This window comes from Clostridium sp. (genome assembly GCF_040797585.1).
Lineage (GTDB): Bacteria > Bacillota > Clostridia > Clostridiales > Clostridiaceae > Clostridium_Z.
The window spans coordinates 1-18,375 of sequence record NZ_JBFNEO010000029.1 but is presented as its reverse complement, the minus strand read 5'-3'; the positions used below and the strand labels follow the sequence as shown (position 1 = coordinate 18,375).

Below are 18,375 nucleotides of genomic sequence, written 5' to 3'. Positions count from 1 at the left end.
AGAGAATATAGACTATAGAATATATTTTATAGTAAATTTAACTAAGGGGCGTGAGGTAAATGAATTTTGAAAATCTAGAAAAAATAGACGTAGATGTGTTAGACATCATAAATGAAGAAAGCAAAAGACAAGAATATAATATAGAGCTTATTGCGTCAGAAAACTTCGTATCTAAAGCAGTTATGGAAGCAATGGGATCTACTTTAACTAATAAATACGCAGAGGGATATCCTCATAAAAGATATTATGGTGGATGTGAAGTAGTAGATAAAGTTGAAGATTTAGCAAGGGAAAGACTTAAAAAATTATTTGGAGCAGAACATGCTAACGTTCAGCCTCACTCAGGATCTCAAGCTAATATGGGAGTATATTTTGCAATACTAAATCCAGGAGATACTGTCCTTGGAATGAACCTAAGCCATGGAGGACATTTAACTCATGGAAATCCAGTAAACTTCTCAGGAAAATTATATAACTTTGTATCCTATGAGGTTAGTAAGGAAACAGAAACTATAGATTATGAAGAAGTTAGAAAAATTGCTTTAGAACATAAGCCAAAACTAATAGTTGCAGGAGCATCTGCTTATTCAAGAACCATAGACTTTAAAAAGTTTAGAGAAATAGCAGATGAGGTTAATGCATACCTAATGGTAGATATGGCACATATAGCTGGACTTGTTGCTACTGGACATCATCCATCACCAGTTCCATATGCAGATTTTGTAACTACAACAACTCATAAAACTCTAAGAGGACCTAGGGGAGGAGTTATTCTTTGCAAAGAAAAATATGCAAAGGATATAGATAAAAACATATTCCCAGGAATACAAGGTGGTCCTTTAATGCACATAATTGCAGCTAAGGCAGTATGTTTTAAAGAGGCTTTAGAGGATAGCTTTAAGACTTATATAGAACAAGTTATAAAAAATGCTAAGGTTTTAGGTGAAGAGCTAGAGAAATATGGTTTTAGAATTAGTTCAGGTGGTACAGATAACCACTTATTATTAATAGATTTAACTAATAAAGATATAACAGGTAAGGATGCCGAAAAGTTATTAGACTCTGTTGGAATAACAGTAAATAAAAATACTATACCTTTTGAAACTAGAAGTCCTTTTGTAACTTCAGGTATAAGAATGGGAACTCCTGCTATGACTTCAAGAGGTTTTAAGGAAGAGGATATGAAGGAAATAGCAAGGCTTATCGACTATGTTATAAGTCATAGGGAAGAAGACCTATCTCATATAAGAGAGGAAGTTATAGAGCTTTGCAAAAAGCACCCATTATATAAGTAAGGCATGATGGAGTTTAGGAGAAAATAATTAGCACATAGAACGAATCTTCCTTCAGATGGTGTGTTTTCCATCACCATAAGGTTAGATGAGTTAATCTAGGGCATAGCAACTGTTAGCCCCCACCTTTTAAGAGGATGGGGTGTTACAGCTCCTCGCCATCAGATAAATATTTTCTTTCAATGGAAAACTAAAATAAGAAGCATATTGGGATATATTTTATAACACTATAGTTTTATAAAATATACCAATATGCTTCTAAATATTTTATCCATAAGACAAATAAAAAAGTATATATTAATATTTAGAAGTATTAATATAATACTATTACATAAATTGAAATTTTTAAGTTTAAACTAAAATAAATAATTAGGTAGATTTGATATATATATTAATAATTGATAAACTAATAATAATTCACTTAAATCAAATTAACATAGGAGGAAATTTTATGAACTTTGAATACATAAAGAATATAGATAAGACTATGAAGTACTTTTTAAAATATGGAGGATTTTTAACCTGTAAAGACGGTGATAACTTAAATGTAATGACCATAAATTGGGGAACTATTGGGAATCAATGGGGAAAACCTGTATTTACCATGATGGTTAGAAAATCAAGAAGTTCTCATAATATTATAGAGAATAGTAAGGAGTTTACAGTTAGTATCCCAACAAAGGTGGAATATAGAAGATTACTTGGGCTTTGTGGTTCAGCTTCCTATAAGGATGTAAATAAAATAGAAAAATTTAATATTAAGCTTAAGGAAAGTTCTGTTATAGAAACTCCTTCTATAGATGGATGTACAATATTTTATGAATGTAAAGTTATATATAAATATGATGTTAAACCAGAAGATTTAAATGATGACATAGAAGATATTACTTATATGGAGGGAGATTATCACACTATTTATGTGGGGGAGATAGTTAACTATTATGTGGAGGGAAAAAATAATGATTGATTGTCATGTTCATAGTAATTTTTCTACAGATAGTAAAATGCCAATAGAGGACATATTAGAAACATGCAAAGATTTAAATATGGGTGTTACTATTACAGATCATATGGATTTAAATTATCCAGTTAAAGAGCTTTTTAGATTTGATTTAAATAAATATGTAGAGTCTTATGAGAACCTTAGAAATCACAATTTCTTTCTTGGTATAGAACTTGGAATGGGAGAAGAAATTGTAAATGACAATAGAAGTCTTATAAAAGGATATAATTTTGATTTAATCATAGGATCCACACATATGATTGATGGAAATGATATATATGATAAGGTTACTTATGAAGGAAAGAGTAAGAGAGAGGTTTTTGAAAAATATTTTACTCTTATGGAGAGTTCTATAAGAAGCCATGAGTATATAAATGTTCTTGCACATATAGATTACATAAGTAGATATTGTCCTTATGAGGATAAGGAGATATGGTATAGGGAATTTAGTGATTATATAGATGAGGTTTTAAAAAGAATAATAGAAAAAGAAATAGCTTTTGAAATAAATACTAGAAGATTACACCTAGAATCTGCAAGGAATAATATGAAGGATATACTATTAAGGTATAAGGAACTAGGAGGAGAGATAGTAACTTTAGGCTCTGATGCTCACAGTAAAGAATCCATAGGAAATAATTTTTCTATAGGAAATTACTTAACAGAATGTTCAAATTTAAAAGCTGTATATTTTAAAGAAGGAAGAATAAAAAGCTTATAGTCTTTGGCTATAGGCTTTTTATTCTTTTATTTTTAGGGAGAGTATAAATTTTAAATAACATGTTAAAAATTAATAAGAAAGTTGACAGTAAATTTTACTTGTAATATACTTTGATTATCAAAATAATTACTTTGACTATCAAAGTATAATGTTTTGATAATCAAAGTTTTGTAAAAATACTTCTAGGAGTGAAGAAATGACAAAGAGCATTAATGTATTAAATGAGCTTTTGGTGGACCTATTTAATGATATATTGAAAATAGAGCAAAATGCTCTTCAAGAGGGACATTTTAAAGACTTATCAGTAACTGAAATACATACTATAGAGGCTATTGGAATGTATGAAGGAAGATCTATGTCAGAAGTTGCAGATAAACTTAATATTACAGTAGGTACACTGACCACAGCTATAAATAAATTAATAAAAAAAGGTTATGTAGATAGAAAGAGGCTAGAGGAGGATAAAAGAGTAGTTCTTATTGAGCTTACTAAACAAGGGAAACTTGCCTATAGAATTCACGAAAAATTTCATAAGGATATGATAAGAGAGACTATTAGTGGTCTTAGTGAGGAAGAAGAACATATTCTTATAAATTCATTAGAAAAACTAAGTAAGTTTTTTAAGGAGAAATATAACCTTATTAAGAAGGAGAAGTAATATGAGTTATGTTGAAATATTAGGAAGTGGTGCTTATGTACCCTCTAAGATTTTAAGTAATAAAGATCTTGAAGACATAGTAGATACTAGTGATGAATGGATAGTTACAAGAACTGGAATAAGAGAGAGAAGAATTGCAGTAGATGAGGAAACCAGTGATGTGGCATCTAAAGCAGCAGAAAGAGCATTAAAAGATTCAAAGGTTTCTAAAGAAGAAATAGATTATATAATAGTGGCAACTTTAAGCGGAGAAAATGTAACTCCCTCAACAGCTTGTATGGTTCAAAGTAAGATAGGGGCAGTAAATGCTACAGCCTATGACTTAAATGGAGCCTGTAGTGGGTTTATATATGCCCTTATACAAGGAGAAGCCCTTATTAAAGCTTCAAAAGCTAAAAAAGTATTAGTAATAGGAGTAGAGCTGCTTTCAAAGTTTGTAGATTGGAAGGACAGAAATACCTGTGTACTTTTTGGAGATGGGGCAGGAGCTGTAGTGCTTTCTGAAGGAGATAAAGGCATAATTACCACATATTCTAAATCTTTTGGAGATCTTGGAATGTGTTTAACCATAGGAGGTACTCCTTTAAATAATATTTTTATGAGTGAACCTATTGAGACTTTAAACTCATCTATACATATGGATGGTGGAGCTGTATTTAAATTTGCAACTTCTGCTATGATAGAGGCAGTGGAAAAGGTGGTTATAGAAGGGGGATTAACCCTTGAGGATGTAGATGTTATAATACCACATCAAGCCAACTATAGAATAATAGAATATGCAAGTAAAAAGCTTAAAATGAATATAAATAAGTTTTTCATTAATTTAGATAAATATGGAAACACATCCTCTGCCAGTGTGCCTATAGCTTTAAATGAGGCCCTTGAGAAAGGGATTGTAAAACCTAATATGAATGTGGTTATGGTAGCTTTTGGTGGAGGACTTACTGTAGGGGCAACCCTTGTAAAATTTTAATATTAAATTGGAGGAATGTAAAATGATATTTGAAAAAATAAAAAATGTAATAGTGGATCAATTAGGAGTAGAGGAAAGTGAAGTAGCTTTAGAAACTAGTTTTCAAGATTTAGGGGTAGATTCTTTAGATTTATTCCAAATAATAATAGAGCTTGAGGAAGAATTTGGAGTGCAAATAGAAGATGCAGAAAAGATAAAAACTGTAAAGGATGCAGTAGAATATATAGAAGCTAAGAAAAACTAGTTGCTTTAATACATTAATAGGTCAGATATTATATATCTGACCTATTATATAGGAGGATTTAATATATGAAAAATAATAGGGTTTGTGAAGTACTTGGAATTAAGTATCCTATAATTCAAGGGGGAATGGCTTGGGTTGCCGATAGCTCCTTAGCAGCAGCAGTAAGTGAAGGCGGAGGGCTTGGAATAATAGCTGGAGCTAATGCCCCTATAGATTATATAAGAGAAGAAATAAGGAGAACTAAAACTTTAACTGATAAACCTTTCGGAGTTAATATAATGCTTTTAAGCTCTAATGCAGAAGAACTTTCTAGAGTAGTTTGTGAAGAAGGAGTTAAGGTTGTTACAACAGGAGCCGGAAATCCAGGGAAGTACATGGATATGTGGAAGAAGCATAACATAAAGGTAATTCCAGTAGTAGCTTCAGTAGCACTAGCTTTAAGGATGGAAAGAAGTGGGGCTGATGCTATTGTAGTAGAAGGTTGTGAGGCAGGAGGTCATATAGGAGAATTAACAACTATGACTTTAGTACCTCAGGTTAAAGATGCAGTTAAAATCCCAGTTATTGCAGCAGGTGGAGTTGGAGATGGCCGTGGAGTGGTAGCAGCCTTATCTTTAGGAGCAGAAGGAGTGCAAGTAGGAACTAGATTTTTAGTAGCTAAGGAGTGTAATATACATAAAAATTATAAGGAAAGAGTGTTAAAAGCTAAAGACATAGATACCATAGTTACAGGTAGAGTAACTGGCCATCCTGTAAGAGTACTTAAGAATAAATTAGCAAGACAATTTCAAAAGTTAGAAAAAGAGGGTGCACCTTTAGAGGAAATTGAAAACTTAGGACGTGGAGCTCTTCCAAAGGCAGTAAGAGACGGAGATGTAGATTATGGATCTGTCATGGCAGGACAAATAGCAGGACTTATAAAAAAAGAACAACCAGCTAAGGAAATAATAGAGGAAATGTTTAATGAAGCCTTTCAAGTTATTAACCTTCTTAAGGAGAGAGTATAGATCATGAGAAAGATAGGATTTGTATTTCCAGGTCAGGGAGCTCAATATATTGGAATGGGAAGAGAACTTTACTATAATTTTGAAAAAGTAAGAGATATATTTGAAAAGGGAAATGAAATCTTAGGATTTGATATAAAAGAATTAATGTTTAATGGTACTGAGGAGGAATTAAGTGATACAGAGAATACTCAACCAGCATTGTTAATCTTATCTACAGCTATATTAGAGATTTTAAAGGAAAATCATATAAAGCCTCATATGGTGGCAGGCCTTAGTCTTGGTGAGTATTCAGCAATAGTTGCAAGTGAAACACTGGGTTTTGAAGAGGCGCTACCTCTTGTAAAAAAGAGAGGGAAGTTTATGAATGAGGCGGTATCAAGAGGAAGAGGAACTATGGCAGCTATGATAGGAGGAAGGGAAGAAAGTTTAAGAAGTCTTGTGAAAAAGGCATCAGAGAAGGGAATAATTGAGATAGCAAACTTTAACTGCCCAGGACAAATTGTTTTATCAGGAGAGGTTCAAGCAATAGATTATGCTATAGAAATTTCAAAGGATTTTGGTGTTCTAAAAGGGATAAAACTTAACGTCAGCGGTCCATTTCATAGTTCTATGTTAAATGAAGCTGCTTTAAACCTTGAAAAAGAGTTAAATAACATAGACTTAAAACCCTTAAAAGTACCTTACGTATGTAATTTAAAGGGAGAGGTTGTTAAAGATACTGATAGGATAAAGGAATATTTAAAAGAGGGTGTAAGATCTTCAGTATTATTCCAGCAATCTATAGAAGTTATGATAGAAGAGGGAATTAATACTTTTGTTGAGGTAGGACCATCTAAAACTTTAAGTAGCTTTATTAAGAAGATAAACAGGAAAGTAGAAGTATTAAACACAGAAGATTTGAAATCTTTAAATAATACTATAAGTGTATTAAGAGGTGAAGTTTAATGATAAAAAATAAATGTGCTTTAGTTACAGGGGGTAATCGTGGTATAGGACGAGAAATAGCTTTAAAGCTTGGGTCTTTGGGAGCTAAAGTTATAGTTAATTATAGAAAAGATGAAAAGGGAGCCTTAGAGGTTGTAGATACTATAGTAAAAAATGGAGGAAATGCCTTAGCTTTAAAGGGAGATGTAAGCTCTTATGACGAGGTAGAGGATCTTATAAAGAGGAGCAGAGAAGCGTTTAATAGTATAGATATTCTTATAAATAATGCAGGAATAACTAAAGATAAGCTTATTTTAAGAATGAAGGAAGATGACTTTGATTCAGTTATAGATGTAAATCTTAAGGGAGTTTTTAATTGCATAAAGCATGTAACACCTATAATGCTTAAACAAAAAGGTGGAGTTATAGTTAATATATCTTCAGTTATAGGGCTTATAGGAAATCCAGGTCAAAGTAACTATGCAGCATCTAAGGCAGGAATTATAGGACTTACAAAATCTATTGCAAAGGAACTTGGAGGTAAGGGGATAAGAGTTAATGCCATTGCTCCAGGTTTTATAAAGACTGATATGACAGAGGTTTTAGCGGAGGATGTAAAAAATAAACTTAAGGATTCTATTCCTCTAAAAAGACTTGGAGAGGGTAAAGATGTGGCAGAGGCTGTTGCCTTTTTATGTAGTGAAGGTGCATCTTATATAACTGGCCAGGTTATAAATGTTGATGGTGGAATGGTAATGTAGGAGGATATTAGGATGAACAGAGTAGTTATTACTGGCATGGGAGCTATTACTCCCATTGGAACAAATGTTAAAGAGTTTTGGGAAAATAGCAAAATAGGAGTAAATGGTATAGATAACATAACTCTTTTTGATACAGAAACTTTTAAAGTAAAATTAGCAGCAGAGGTTAAAAACTTTAATGTAGAAGATTATTTAGACAAAAGAGAAGCTAAAAGATACGATAGGTTCTGTCAATTTGCCATGATAGCGGCAGAAGAAGCTATAAAAAACAGTGAAATAAATTTAGATTCCATAGATAGGGAGAGATTTGGAGTAGTAATAGGCAGCGGAATTGGAGGATTTAATACTCTTGAAAGAGAACATGAAAATCTTTTAAGCAAAGGACCAAGAAGAGTATCACCTATGGTTATACCTATGATTATAGGAAATATGGCATCAGGAAATGTGGCTATAAAATATGGAGCTAAGGGTCCCTGTTTAGATGTGGTTACAGCTTGTGCTACAGGAAGTAGTTCCATAGGAGAGGCTTTTAGAAGTTTAAAACATGGATATATGGATGTGGCTCTAGCAGGAGGGTGTGAAGGATCAATAACTCCTTTATCTGTAGCAGGCTTTACTTCACTAACTGCTTTAAATACAGGCACAGATAAAGACAGAGCCTCTATTCCTTTTGATAAAGAAAGAAGTGGGTTTGTAATGGGAGAAGGTGCAGGAGTTCTTCTTCTTGAAACTTTAGATCATGCAAGAAAAAGAGGAGCAAAAATACTAGGGGAGATCATAGGTTATGGTAGTACCTGTGATGCTTACCATATGACATCACCATCACCAGATGGAGAAGGAGCTAAAAGGTCTATGGAAATGGCTATAAGAGAAGGGGATATAGATAAGAAAGATATAGGATATATAAATGCTCATGGTACATCTACTCCTTATAATGATAAATTCGAAACCTTAGCTATAAAAAGTCTTTTTGGAGAAGATTCCTATAATATACCTATAAGTTCTACTAAGTCTATGACAGGACATCTTTTAGGAGCAGCAGGAGCAGTTGAATCTATTGTATGTCTAAAGGCTTTATATGAAGGTTTTATTCCAGCAACCTTAAATTTAAACATAAAAGATGAAGAGTGTGATTTAGATTATGTTAGTAATAAGGGACGCAAAAAAGAAATAAAGTATGCTCTATCTAATTCCTTAGGGTTTGGAGGACATAATGCAACCCTTCTTTTTAAGAAATGGGAGGAATAAAAATGAATGTTGATGATATAAAAGAAATTCTTAAGTTTTTAGATAAGTCTTCTTTAGCTTATCTTGAGATTAAAGAAGGAGATTTCTATATAAAAATAGATAAGTCATTAAATAGAGAAGGCTCTATATCAGAAAAACATAGAGATATACAGCCAGTTAAAATAGAAGAAGGCCTTATAAATTCTGGTGAGAAGGTTAGTGTAGCAGAAGATGAAGCTTTAAAGAAGGATGAATCCTCTGAAAAAGAAGGAGAAGTTATAATATCACCAATGGTTGGAACATTCTATAAAGCATCCTCTCCAGAGGCAGAAGCCTTTGTTAAACTAGGAGATAAGATAGAAAAAGGACAGATTCTTTGCATAATAGAAGCTATGAAGCTTATGAATGAAATAGAGTGTGAAACTCAAGGTGAGATTATTGAAATATTAGTACAGGATGGAGATATGGTTGAATATGGCCAGCCTTTATTTAAGATAAAAAGGAGCTAAAAAATGAGAAGTTTAAATATTATGGAGATACAAGAGATAATACCTCACAGATATCCTTTCTTATTATTAGATAAGGTAGAGGAGCTTGCGGAAGGTAAAAGAGTAGTAGCCTATAAGAATGTGACCATGAATGAACATTTTTTTCAAGGGCACTTTCCAAATGAACCAGTAATGCCAGGAGTATTAATTGTGGAAGCTTTAGCTCAAGCAGGAGCAGTTTCAATCTTAAGTGTTTTAGAGAATAAGGGTAAAACAGCATACTTTGCAGGAATAGATAAGGTTAGATTTAGAAGAAAAGTAGTTCCAGGAGATGTGCTTAGATTAGAGGTTAATATTACAAAAATTAAGGGGCCTATAGGTATAGGCCATGGAATTGCTACAGTAGAAGGAGAAAAATGCTGTGAAGGAGAAATAATGTTTGCTCTTTCGAAATAGGAGAGATGTGTATGTTTAAGAAGATATTAATAGCTAATAGAGGAGAAATTGCAGTAAGGATTATTAGAGCATGTAGAGAAATGGGAATACAGACAGTTGCAGTTTATTCAGAGGGAGATAAAGACTCTTTTCATGCTCAGCTTGCAGATGAGGCAGTTTGTATAGGACCTAATTCTCCAAAGGATAGTTATCTAAATATACAAAATATAATAAGTGCCACTGTACTTACAGGGGCAGAGGCAATACACCCAGGGTTTGGATTTTTATCTGAAAATCCTAAATTTGCAGCCATATGCGAGGAGTGTAATATAAAGTTTATAGGGCCTAGTAAAGAATGTATAGAGAGTATGGGGGATAAAGCCAAGGCAAGGGAAATAATGAAAAATTCTAAGGTCCCAGTGGTTCCAGGGTTTGAGGGAATAATAGAAGGAGAAGATCACTTAAAAAAGGAAGGGAAATTAATAGGATACCCTTTAATGCTAAAAGCTGTAAGTGGCGGTGGCGGAAAAGGGATAAGGATTGTAAGAAGTGAAGAGGAAATAGTAAAGGCATATAATACAGCTAAAAGTGAGGCAAATATATCCTTTGGAGATGATAGGATATATATAGAAAAGTATATAGAAGATCCTCATCACATAGAGTTTCAAATAATAGGAGATAGTTTTGGGAATATAATTCATTTAGGAGAAAGAGATTGTTCTATTCAAAGAAATAACCAAAAGGTTTTAGAAGAGGCTCCTTCAACTCTTTTATCAGAAGACCTTAGGGAAGCTATGGGAGAAACAGCAATTAAGGCCGCAAGGGCAGTGGATTATAACAGTGTAGGAACTATTGAATTTTTAGTAGACGATAATAAAAATTTTTACTTTATGGAAATGAATACAAGAATTCAAGTAGAACATCCAATAACGGAAATGATAAGTAGTATAGATATAGTAAAAGAACAAATAAATATAGCTTATGGAGAAAAGCTTTCAATAACACAGAGTGAAGTAGAACTTAAGGGCCATGCCATTGAGTGTAGGATAAATGCAGAAAATCCAAGTAAGAACTATATGCCATGTCCAGGAACCATAACTTCTCTTATAATTCCAGGAGGCAACGGTATTAGAATAGATAGTAGTGTCTATGAGGGATATAAAATACCACCATTTTATGATTCCATGATAGCTAAACTTATTGCTTATGGAAAGGATAGAGATGAGGCTATTATGAAAATGAAAAGAGCTCTTTTAGAGTTTGTTATTGAGGGAGTAGATAATAATATAGAGCTTCATTTTAATATATTAAATCATGAGGATTTTATAAAAGGAAATTATAATACTTCTTTCTTAAGAGATAAGTTGGTGAATAAATTATGATAAAAAACCTATTTAAAAAAAATAATTATATAACTGTAAGTAAGAGGTCTCTTCATAAGGAAGATGAGGGTATACATGAAGAGCCTAATAGGCCTAATATACCAGAAGGTACATGGATCAAATGTGATGGATGTAATAAGATTCTATATAATAAAGATCTAATGAATAATTTAAAAGTTTGTCCTTATTGTAATAATCATTTTAGGTTATGTGCCTCTGAAAGAGCTGAATTTATATTTGATGAAGGAAGTTATTATAAACTTTTTAATGATATAAAAACCTTAAACCCATTAAATTTTGAAGGGTACGGGGAGAAAATAAAAAATACTATAAAAACTGCTAAGGAAAATGAGGCAGTTGTATGCTTTCAAGGAAAGATAAAGGATGAAGCTTGTTTAATTGCTATTATGGATAGTAATTTCTTTATGGGAAGCATGGGATCAGTAGTAGGAGAAAGAATCACAAGACTTATTGAGAAAGCTACTAAAGAAAGACTTCCACTTATAATCTTTACTGCATCTGGAGGGGCTAGAATGCAAGAAGGGATATTTTCATTAATGCAAATGGCAAAGATAAGTGGAGCATTAAAGAAACTTCATAATGCAGGAGGAGTATATATAACAGTACTTACAGATCCGACTACTGGAGGAGTCACTGCATCCTTTGCAATGCTTGGGGATATAATTCTTGGAGAAAGCAAAGCCTTAGTAGGTTTTGCAGGAAGAAGGGTCATAGAGAATACAATTAAGGAAACATTACCAGAAGATTTTCAGAGGGTGGAGTTTTTACTTGAAAAAGGTTTTATAGATAAAATAGTTAATAGAAAAGAACTGCGAGATATTCTTTATAGTTTAATTTTGATGCATAAGGGAGCTTGGTATAATGGATAAAAGTAATAATGCATGGCATAAAGTAGAAATAGCAAGAAGTAAGGAAAGACCTTCTGCTAAACTATATATAGACCATATATTCCAAGACTTTATAGAACTTCATGGAGATAGATACTACGGAGATGATAAGGCAATAATAGGAGGAATAGGATTTCTTTCAGGAATTCCTGTTACAGTTATTGCAGAGTGTAAAGGAGATAATACTAAAGAGAATATAGAAAGAAATTTTGCAATGCCTCATCCAGAAGGATATAGGAAGGCTCTAAGACTTATGAAACAAGGAGAAAAGTTCAAAAGACCTATAATTTGTTTTGTAGACACCCCTGGAGCTTTTTGTGGAGTGGGAGCAGAAGAAAGAGGGCAAGGAGAAGCCATAGCTAGGAACCTATTTGAAATTATGGACATAAAGGTACCCATAATATCTATAATCTTAGGAGAAGGTGGAAGTGGAGGAGCCTTAGCCTTAGCCATAGGAGATCAGGTTTGGATGATGGAGAATTCTATATATTCAATACTTTCTCCAGAGGGGTTTGCCTCTATTTTATGGAAAGATAAAAGTAGAACAAAAGAAGCGGCAGAAATAATGAAAATAACAGCCAAAGATTTAAAGGGCTTTAATATAATAGACAGAATAATTAATGAACCTAATGGTGGAGCGCATATAGATAAATTAGGAGCAATTAATAATCTAAAAGATAATTTAATAGAGGCTTTGGAATCATATAGGAATGTAAAAATTAATGATCTTCTAAGTGAGAGGTATGAAAAATTTAGAAACATTGGAGTTTATAATGAATAAGACTTTAAAAGGTTAGGATTAAAAAGAAATTCTAACCTTTTAAAGTATGTATATATTAAAAAACATTCATTATATTTTAATAAATTCTTATTATCACTAAGGTATAATTATTTAGTATTAAGATAATAATTACCTAAAAAGGGGTGATACTAATGAATAAAAATATGCATGCTACTCTTACCTTAGGTCTTGTAGTGGTTTTAATAGGTGGCTCCATAGTATATGCATTAAATAAGAATCATAAAACTAAAGAGGTTAAAAACACACAAGTTACTCAAAGTGAAATTAAGGAAGAAAAAACGTATACTGAAGAGGAGAAGTTAGAAAGGGAAGCAGAAGCTTACCTTAAGGCATGGAAAGAGAAAGATTATAAAAAGATGAGCGATATGTATATAGAAGAAGAAAAGAGTGGATATAATGAAAGTTACATAAAGGCTCTTTATGAGGATAAAATTTTAGAAGAATATGAGGTAATGACCTCTATTAAACCTTCAGAAGATATAGAAACCATAACATTTAAGGTTAAATACAATGAAAAAGGTGCTATTACTGTAAATGCAATAGATATAGATATTAATAAAAACACTTTAAAAATAGATCCTAAAAAGGCTATTAATGAAAGAAGTGTACATTAGTTAAAATACATATAATTATTAAAGAAGTTAAGAGTAGGTTTTTATAATCTTCTCTTAACTTCTATTTAATTATGTTAAATAGTATGTTTACGTAAATTAAATAGAATAAGATAATTTAGAGAGGTTTTTTAAGCCATAATGAAAATTTAAGTATAGAAAAGTAAAAATACTTCTATTTCTTTTACATATCATAAAACACCCATAGTCTCAAATTATTTATTTATGATATAATATATAAATAAAACAATGAAAAGAAGTATAAATTTTCCAGGAAATAAAATTAAAACAGGTGATTTATTATGAATATACCATTAGCGGAACTTATGAGACCGAGTACTTTAGAAGAGGTAGTAGGACAAAAACATATATTAGGGAAAGGAAAGCTTTTAAATAGAATAGCTAATACTAAATATATTCCTAATATGATATTTTATGGTCCTCCAGGAGTTGGTAAAACAACTGTGGCTAATATAATAGCTAAAATAAGCGATAGGAAGTTGTATAAGCTTAATGCTACAACAGATTCATTGAAGGATATTAAGGATATTATTGGAGATTTAGATACCTTTTTAGGATATAAGGGAGTTGTGGTTTATATAGATGAGATACATCATTTTCCTAAGAGAACTCAGCAAGTTCTTCTTGAATATATGGAAAATGGCAAAATAACTCTAATAGGTAGTACTACTGAAAATCCATATTTTCATATCTTTAAAGCTATTTTAAGTAGAGCCACAGTAGTAGAGTTTAAGCTTCTTACCACTGAGGATATAGAAGAGGGTCTTAAAACCGCTATAAATAGAATTGAAAAAGAGAATAAAATAAATATAAATATAGAGAGTGATGTTTTAAGAGAGATTCCAAAATTAAGTGATGGAGATTTCAGACGAGGATTAAATATTTTAGAAATTCTCATAAATAGTAGAGATGGGGATAAAATAACATTTAGAGATTTAGAAGAAGTAGCTGGGGAGAAGGTACTTAATTTTGACAGAGATGGAGATTCTCATTATGATGTTTTAAGTGCTTTTCAAAAATCTATTAGAGGTAGTGATCCTGATGGAGCAGTGTTTTATTTAGCTATGCTTATAAAAGGTGGGGATCTTATATCTATTTGTAGAAGACTTTTAGTTATAGCCTCAGAAGACATAGGTCTTGCTCACCCACAGGCTATAACCATTGTTAAAGCTTGTGTGGATTCAGCAAGAGAATTAGGATTTCCAGAGGCAAGGATTCCCCTGGCGGAAGCTACAATATTTTTAGCTACATGCCCAAAATCTAATAGTGCATATGTAGCAATAGATAAGGCAATGAGAGATTTAAATAGTAAGAATATAGGTGAAATACCTACCTATCTGAAAGATTCTCATTATAATGGAGCTAAATCCATGGGGAGAGGGATAGAGTACAAATATCCTCATAACTATGAGAATAGCTATGTAAAACAGTATTATCTTCCAGAAAATTTAAAAGGATGTATCTACTACAATTATGGTAATAATAAGATGGAAAAACTGAGTGAGGCCTATTGGAATAATATAAAAAATAAATGATTGCTATTTGAAATTTCTAAGATAATTAGCTTGATACCATTAGTTTGCTATTGTTGACAATTATAGTCGGATTTGATAAAATAATTTTGGAAAACCTAGTAAAACACTCGAGTTTAGGAGTGAGAAATAATGAAATTATCCACTAAAGGAAAATATGGGGTTAAGGCAATGGTAGACCTTGCCATACACTATAAAGGAAGCCCTGTATCTATTAAAAGTATATCGAAAAGACAACATATATCTGAGTATTATTTAGAGCAGCTATTTTCCCCTTTAAGAAAATCAGGACTTATTAAAAGTATAAGGGGAGCACAGGGGGGCTATGTTCTAAATAAGGCGCCAGAGGAAATAACCGTAGCTGATATTATGAACGTACTAGAAGGTCCTATTGAAATATCTGATTGTGTAGATAGTACCACATGTAGTAATATAGATTGCTGTGCTACGAGGCTTCTTTGGGAAAAGATAAAAAATAGTATAGATAGTGTTATGGAGTCAGTTACTTTAAGGGATATAGTAGATGACTACAATAGCATGGCAGAAAATAAAAGCATCATCAAGGGAATAAATATTTAGAGTAAATAGGGAGTGAAACTATGGATAAGAAAATAGTGTATATGGATTATGCAGCTACAACTTATGTAAAGGAAGAAGTTTTAAAGGAGATGACACCATATTTTACAGAATATTATGGTAACCCGTCTTCAGCTTACTCAATATCAAGAGAAAGCAAAAAAGCCATAGATAGAGCTAGAACTAAAGTGTCTAAGGCTATAAACTGTGATAGTAGTGAAGTCTATTTTACATCTGGGGGAACAGAAGCAGATAACTGGGCAGTAAAAGGTATAGCCTTCGCTCATGCTAATAAAGGAAGACATATAATAACTACTAAAATAGAACATCATGGACTTTTACACTGCTGTGAATGGCTTGAAAAAAATGGTTTTGAAGTTACATATTTAGATGTTAACGAAGAAGGCTTTGTTGAGATTGATAAGCTTAAAGCAGTTATAAAAGACGATACAATCTTAGTTTCTATAATGTTTGCAAATAATGAAATAGGAACTATACAGCCAATAAAAGAAATAGGTGAAATATGCAGGGAGAATAAGATAATATTCCATACAGATGCAGTTCAAGCTATTGGACATATACCAGTAGATGTTAAAGAAATGAATATAGATTTACTTTCTTTATCAGCCCATAAGATATATGGACCTAAAGGTGTAGGGGCTTTATACATAAGAAAAGGCATAAGAATAGATAATCTTATCCATGGTGGAGGACAGGAAAGGGCAAGAAGAGCAGGAACAGAAAATGTTCCAGGAATAGTTGGACTTGGAAAAGCTATAGAACTTTCAATAGAAAATATGGAAGAAGAAAGCAAAAGACTTACTGTTCTTCGTGATAAGCTAATAAATGAAATATTAGAAACCATACCATACACAAGATTAAATGGACCTAGAGAAGATAAAAGACTTCCAGGTAATGTTAATGTGTGTTTTAGATTTATAGAAGGAGAAGGAATACTTCTATCCTTAGATTATGAAGGTATATGTGGATCAAGTGGAAGTGCTTGTACTTCAGGTGCATTAGATCCTTCCCATGTGCTACTATCTATAGGGCTAGATCATGAAACATCTCATGGTTCTTTAAGACTTTCTTTAGGGGAGACAAGTACAGAGGAGGAGGCTAACTATGTTTTAGAAAAGCTTCCACCGATAATAGAAAGACTTAGAAACATGTCACCATTATGGTATGACTTTAAAAAGAGAGGGGAAAAATAGTTATGATGTATAGTGAGAAGGTAATGGATCATTTTAGAAATCCAAGAAATGTAGGGGAAATAGAAGAAGCTAATGGTATTGGTGAAGTTGGAAACGCTAAATGCGGAGATATAATGAAAATATATTTAGATATAGAGAATAATGTAATAAAAGATGCTAAATTTATGACTTTTGGATGTGGCTCAGCTATAGCTTCATCAAGTATGGCAACAGAACTTATTATAGGAAAGACTGTTGAAGAGGCTTGGGAGTTAACAAACAAGGCAGTGGCAGAAGCATTAGATGGTCTTCCACCAGTAAAAATGCACTGTTCAGTTCTAGCAGAAGAAGCTATCCATAAGGCTATAAATGATTATAGAATAAATCAAGGCCTAGAACCATGGGAGACAAAGGAGTATCATGATATTCACGATCATGTTCATGGCCATTAATAATAATAATAAATAAAAGGTGATTTAAATGAATAAAAAAGTCGTAGTAGGAATGAGTGGAGGAGTAGATAGCTCTGTAGCGGCTTACCTACTAAAAAAGCAAGGCTATGAGGTTATCGGAGTTACCATGAAGGTATGGCAATCTGATGAGGAATATGAAGAGAAAGAAGGCGGATGTTGTTCCTTATCAGCTGTAAATGATGCAAGAAGAGTAGCAGATAAGTTAGATATACCTTTTTATGTTTTAAACTTTACAGATGTATTTAAAAGAGATGTTATAGATTATTTCGTTGATGAATACATGAAAGGAAGAACTCCAAACCCATGTGTTGCATGCAACAAACATATAAAGTTTGATGAGCTTCTAAGAAGAGCTATGGGACTTGGAGCAGATTATGTTGCTACAGGTCATTATGCAAAAGTTATAGAGAGAGAGGGAAGATACCTTCTTCAAAGATCAGAAGATGATAAGAAAGATCAAACCTATGCTCTTTATAATTTAAAACAAGATCAGCTTGCACGTACTTTAATGCCTTGTGGGGAATACTCAAAGGATGTTATACGTTCTATAGCTAAGGAAATTGGTCTTGATGTTCACAATAAGAAAGATAGTGAAGAAATATGCTTTATACCTGATAATAATCATGGTAAGTATATAAAAGAAGTTATGCCACAAAGGGTTAAAGAAGGTTATTTTGTAGATAAAGAAGGAAATAGGTTAGGAAAGCATAAAGGCATAGTTTACTATACTATAGGTCAAAGAAAGGGACTTGGAATAGCTCTTGGAAGGCCAATGTTCGTTATAGATATAAATCCTTTAAACAATGAAGTAGTTCTTGGTAGTGAAGAGGATATATTTAAGACTACTTTGGTAGCAAAGGATTTAAACTTTATAGCTTTTGATGAACTTAAGGAACCGGTAAAAGTTCAAGCTAAAATAAGATATTCTGCAAAGCCAGGCAATGCTATAATAACTCCAATGGAAGACGGGAAAGTTAAGGTTGAATTTGAAGAAAAACAAAGGGCCATAACAAAAGGTCAGTCTGTTGTATTTTATAATGATGACATAGTAGTTGGTGGCGGAATAATAGATGGATTAATTTAAGTATTTTAAATAAGTATTTAACATATAAATTTAATTTTAAATAATACCTTATGTTTAGGA

21 protein-coding genes are annotated in these 18,375 nt (G+C 32.3%); all 21 read left to right on the top strand.

What is annotated here, in order from left to right:
* Positions 1-59 precede the first annotated feature (59 nt).
* The 21 genes from glyA to mnmA all read left to right on the top strand — a co-directional run bounded on the left by glyA (position 60) and on the right by mnmA (position 18,315).
* Entirely contained in the window at positions 60-1,295 is a 1,236-nt protein-coding gene (gene glyA / locus AB2369_RS03470) for a serine hydroxymethyltransferase (protein ID WP_367665080.1), read from the top strand.
* A 448-nt stretch (positions 1,296-1,743) separates the two neighbouring features.
* Positions 1,744-2,259 (top strand): flavin reductase family protein, encoded by a 516-nt coding sequence (locus tag AB2369_RS03465; protein WP_367665079.1) that lies wholly within the window; start codon positions 1,744-1,746, stop codon positions 2,257-2,259.
* Entirely contained in the window at positions 2,252-3,016 is a 765-nt protein-coding gene (locus AB2369_RS03460) for a histidinol-phosphatase HisJ family protein (protein WP_367665078.1), read from the top strand. The genes AB2369_RS03465 and AB2369_RS03460 overlap by 8 nt, the downstream gene beginning before the upstream one ends.
* A gap of 196 nt (positions 3,017-3,212) precedes the next feature.
* Complete coding sequence (locus tag AB2369_RS03455; protein ID WP_367665077.1) at positions 3,213-3,674, top strand: MarR family winged helix-turn-helix transcriptional regulator; 462 nt, start codon at positions 3,213-3,215, stop codon at positions 3,672-3,674.
* Between the two features lies 1 nt (position 3,675).
* Positions 3,676-4,647 (top strand): beta-ketoacyl-ACP synthase III, encoded by a 972-nt coding sequence (locus AB2369_RS03450; RefSeq protein ID WP_367665076.1) that lies wholly within the window; start codon positions 3,676-3,678, stop codon positions 4,645-4,647.
* 22 nt (positions 4,648-4,669) lie between these two features.
* Complete coding sequence (acpP, locus tag AB2369_RS03445) at positions 4,670-4,891, top strand: acyl carrier protein (RefSeq protein ID WP_367665075.1); 222 nt, start codon at positions 4,670-4,672, stop codon at positions 4,889-4,891.
* Positions 4,892-4,956: 65 nt separating this feature from the next.
* A complete protein-coding gene (gene fabK, locus AB2369_RS03440; RefSeq protein WP_367665074.1) occupies positions 4,957-5,898 on the top strand; it encodes an enoyl-[acyl-carrier-protein] reductase FabK in 942 nt (313 codons plus the stop codon).
* A gap of 3 nt (positions 5,899-5,901) precedes the next feature.
* Complete coding sequence (gene fabD / locus AB2369_RS03435) at positions 5,902-6,843, top strand: ACP S-malonyltransferase (RefSeq protein ID WP_367665073.1); 942 nt, start codon at positions 5,902-5,904, stop codon at positions 6,841-6,843.
* Entirely contained in the window at positions 6,843-7,583 is a 741-nt protein-coding gene (fabG, locus tag AB2369_RS03430) for a 3-oxoacyl-[acyl-carrier-protein] reductase (protein ID WP_367665072.1), read from the top strand. Before fabD ends, fabG begins: the two co-directional genes overlap by 1 nt.
* A 12-nt stretch (positions 7,584-7,595) precedes the next feature.
* Positions 7,596-8,831, top strand: coding sequence for a beta-ketoacyl-ACP synthase II (gene fabF, locus AB2369_RS03425; RefSeq protein WP_367665071.1), 1,236 nt, complete (start codon positions 7,596-7,598; stop codon positions 8,829-8,831).
* 2 nt (positions 8,832-8,833) lie between these two features.
* Positions 8,834-9,319, top strand: a complete 486-nt coding sequence (gene accB, locus AB2369_RS03420; RefSeq protein WP_367665070.1) for an acetyl-CoA carboxylase biotin carboxyl carrier protein — start codon at positions 8,834-8,836, stop codon at positions 9,317-9,319.
* A 3-nt stretch (positions 9,320-9,322) separates the two neighbouring features.
* Complete coding sequence (fabZ, locus tag AB2369_RS03415; RefSeq protein WP_367665069.1) at positions 9,323-9,754, top strand: 3-hydroxyacyl-ACP dehydratase FabZ; 432 nt, start codon at positions 9,323-9,325, stop codon at positions 9,752-9,754.
* Positions 9,755-9,765: 11 nt separating this feature from the next.
* A complete protein-coding gene (locus AB2369_RS03410; RefSeq protein WP_367665068.1) occupies positions 9,766-11,115 on the top strand; it encodes an acetyl-CoA carboxylase biotin carboxylase subunit in 1,350 nt (449 codons plus the stop codon).
* A complete protein-coding gene (gene accD, locus AB2369_RS03405; RefSeq protein WP_367665067.1) occupies positions 11,112-12,005 on the top strand; it encodes an acetyl-CoA carboxylase, carboxyltransferase subunit beta in 894 nt (297 codons plus the stop codon). The genes AB2369_RS03410 and accD overlap by 4 nt, the downstream gene beginning before the upstream one ends.
* Positions 11,998-12,804 carry an acetyl-CoA carboxylase carboxyltransferase subunit alpha gene (locus AB2369_RS03400; protein ID WP_367665066.1) on the top strand — a complete coding sequence of 269 codons (807 nt, stop codon included), beginning with the start codon at positions 11,998-12,000 and terminating at the stop codon, positions 12,802-12,804. The genes accD and AB2369_RS03400 overlap by 8 nt, the downstream gene beginning before the upstream one ends.
* A gap of 152 nt (positions 12,805-12,956) precedes the next feature.
* Positions 12,957-13,439 (top strand): hypothetical protein, encoded by a 483-nt coding sequence (locus AB2369_RS03395; protein ID WP_367665065.1) that lies wholly within the window; start codon positions 12,957-12,959, stop codon positions 13,437-13,439.
* Between the two features lie 299 nt (positions 13,440-13,738).
* Positions 13,739-14,992, top strand: coding sequence for a replication-associated recombination protein A (locus AB2369_RS03390; RefSeq protein ID WP_367665064.1), 1,254 nt, complete (start codon positions 13,739-13,741; stop codon positions 14,990-14,992).
* A 129-nt stretch (positions 14,993-15,121) separates the two neighbouring features.
* A complete protein-coding gene (locus tag AB2369_RS03385; RefSeq protein ID WP_367665063.1) occupies positions 15,122-15,568 on the top strand; it encodes an Rrf2 family transcriptional regulator in 447 nt (148 codons plus the stop codon).
* Between the two features lie 20 nt (positions 15,569-15,588).
* Positions 15,589-16,779: a cysteine desulfurase NifS gene (gene nifS / locus AB2369_RS03380; RefSeq protein ID WP_367665062.1), complete on the top strand. Its 1,191-nt coding sequence runs from the start codon at positions 15,589-15,591 to the stop codon at positions 16,777-16,779.
* Between the two features lie 5 nt (positions 16,780-16,784).
* Entirely contained in the window at positions 16,785-17,210 is a 426-nt protein-coding gene (gene nifU / locus AB2369_RS03375; RefSeq protein ID WP_367665081.1) for a Fe-S cluster assembly scaffold protein NifU, read from the top strand.
* 28 nt (positions 17,211-17,238) lie between these two features.
* A complete protein-coding gene (mnmA, locus tag AB2369_RS03370) occupies positions 17,239-18,315 on the top strand; it encodes a tRNA 2-thiouridine(34) synthase MnmA (RefSeq protein WP_367665061.1) in 1,077 nt (358 codons plus the stop codon).
* Positions 18,316-18,375: the final 60 nt, after the last annotated feature.

Bases quoted from the DNA above. Each gene is read 5' to 3' on its own strand.
- AB2369_RS03465 (WP_367665079.1), top strand. From the start codon at position 1,744: ATGAACTTTGAATACATAAAGAATATAGATAAGACTATGAAGTACTTT.
- nifS (WP_367665062.1), top strand. From the start codon at position 15,589: ATGGATAAGAAAATAGTGTATATGGATTATGCAGCTACAACTTATGTA.
- fabG (WP_367665072.1), top strand. From the start codon at position 6,843: ATGATAAAAAATAAATGTGCTTTAGTTACAGGGGGTAATCGTGGTATA.
- accD (WP_367665067.1), top strand. From the start codon at position 11,112: ATGATAAAAAACCTATTTAAAAAAAATAATTATATAACTGTAAGTAAG.
- fabD (WP_367665073.1), top strand. From the start codon at position 5,902: ATGAGAAAGATAGGATTTGTATTTCCAGGTCAGGGAGCTCAATATATT.
- AB2369_RS03455 (WP_367665077.1), top strand. From the start codon at position 3,213: ATGACAAAGAGCATTAATGTATTAAATGAGCTTTTGGTGGACCTATTT.
- fabZ (WP_367665069.1), top strand. From the start codon at position 9,323: ATGAGAAGTTTAAATATTATGGAGATACAAGAGATAATACCTCACAGA.
- fabK (WP_367665074.1), top strand. From the start codon at position 4,957: ATGAAAAATAATAGGGTTTGTGAAGTACTTGGAATTAAGTATCCTATA.
- fabF (WP_367665071.1), top strand. From the start codon at position 7,596: ATGAACAGAGTAGTTATTACTGGCATGGGAGCTATTACTCCCATTGGA.
- AB2369_RS03390 (WP_367665064.1), top strand. From the start codon at position 13,739: ATGAATATACCATTAGCGGAACTTATGAGACCGAGTACTTTAGAAGAG.
- AB2369_RS03450 (WP_367665076.1), top strand. From the start codon at position 3,676: ATGAGTTATGTTGAAATATTAGGAAGTGGTGCTTATGTACCCTCTAAG.
- mnmA (WP_367665061.1), top strand. From the start codon at position 17,239: ATGAATAAAAAAGTCGTAGTAGGAATGAGTGGAGGAGTAGATAGCTCT.
- glyA (WP_367665080.1), top strand. From the start codon at position 60: ATGAATTTTGAAAATCTAGAAAAAATAGACGTAGATGTGTTAGACATC.
- AB2369_RS03400 (WP_367665066.1), top strand. From the start codon at position 11,998: ATGGATAAAAGTAATAATGCATGGCATAAAGTAGAAATAGCAAGAAGT.
- AB2369_RS03460 (WP_367665078.1), top strand. From the start codon at position 2,252: ATGATTGATTGTCATGTTCATAGTAATTTTTCTACAGATAGTAAAATG.
- AB2369_RS03395 (WP_367665065.1), top strand. From the start codon at position 12,957: ATGAATAAAAATATGCATGCTACTCTTACCTTAGGTCTTGTAGTGGTT.
- accB (WP_367665070.1), top strand. From the start codon at position 8,834: ATGAATGTTGATGATATAAAAGAAATTCTTAAGTTTTTAGATAAGTCT.
- acpP (WP_367665075.1), top strand. From the start codon at position 4,670: ATGATATTTGAAAAAATAAAAAATGTAATAGTGGATCAATTAGGAGTA.
- AB2369_RS03410 (WP_367665068.1), top strand. From the start codon at position 9,766: ATGTTTAAGAAGATATTAATAGCTAATAGAGGAGAAATTGCAGTAAGG.
- nifU (WP_367665081.1), top strand. From the start codon at position 16,785: ATGTATAGTGAGAAGGTAATGGATCATTTTAGAAATCCAAGAAATGTA.
- AB2369_RS03385 (WP_367665063.1), top strand. From the start codon at position 15,122: ATGAAATTATCCACTAAAGGAAAATATGGGGTTAAGGCAATGGTAGAC.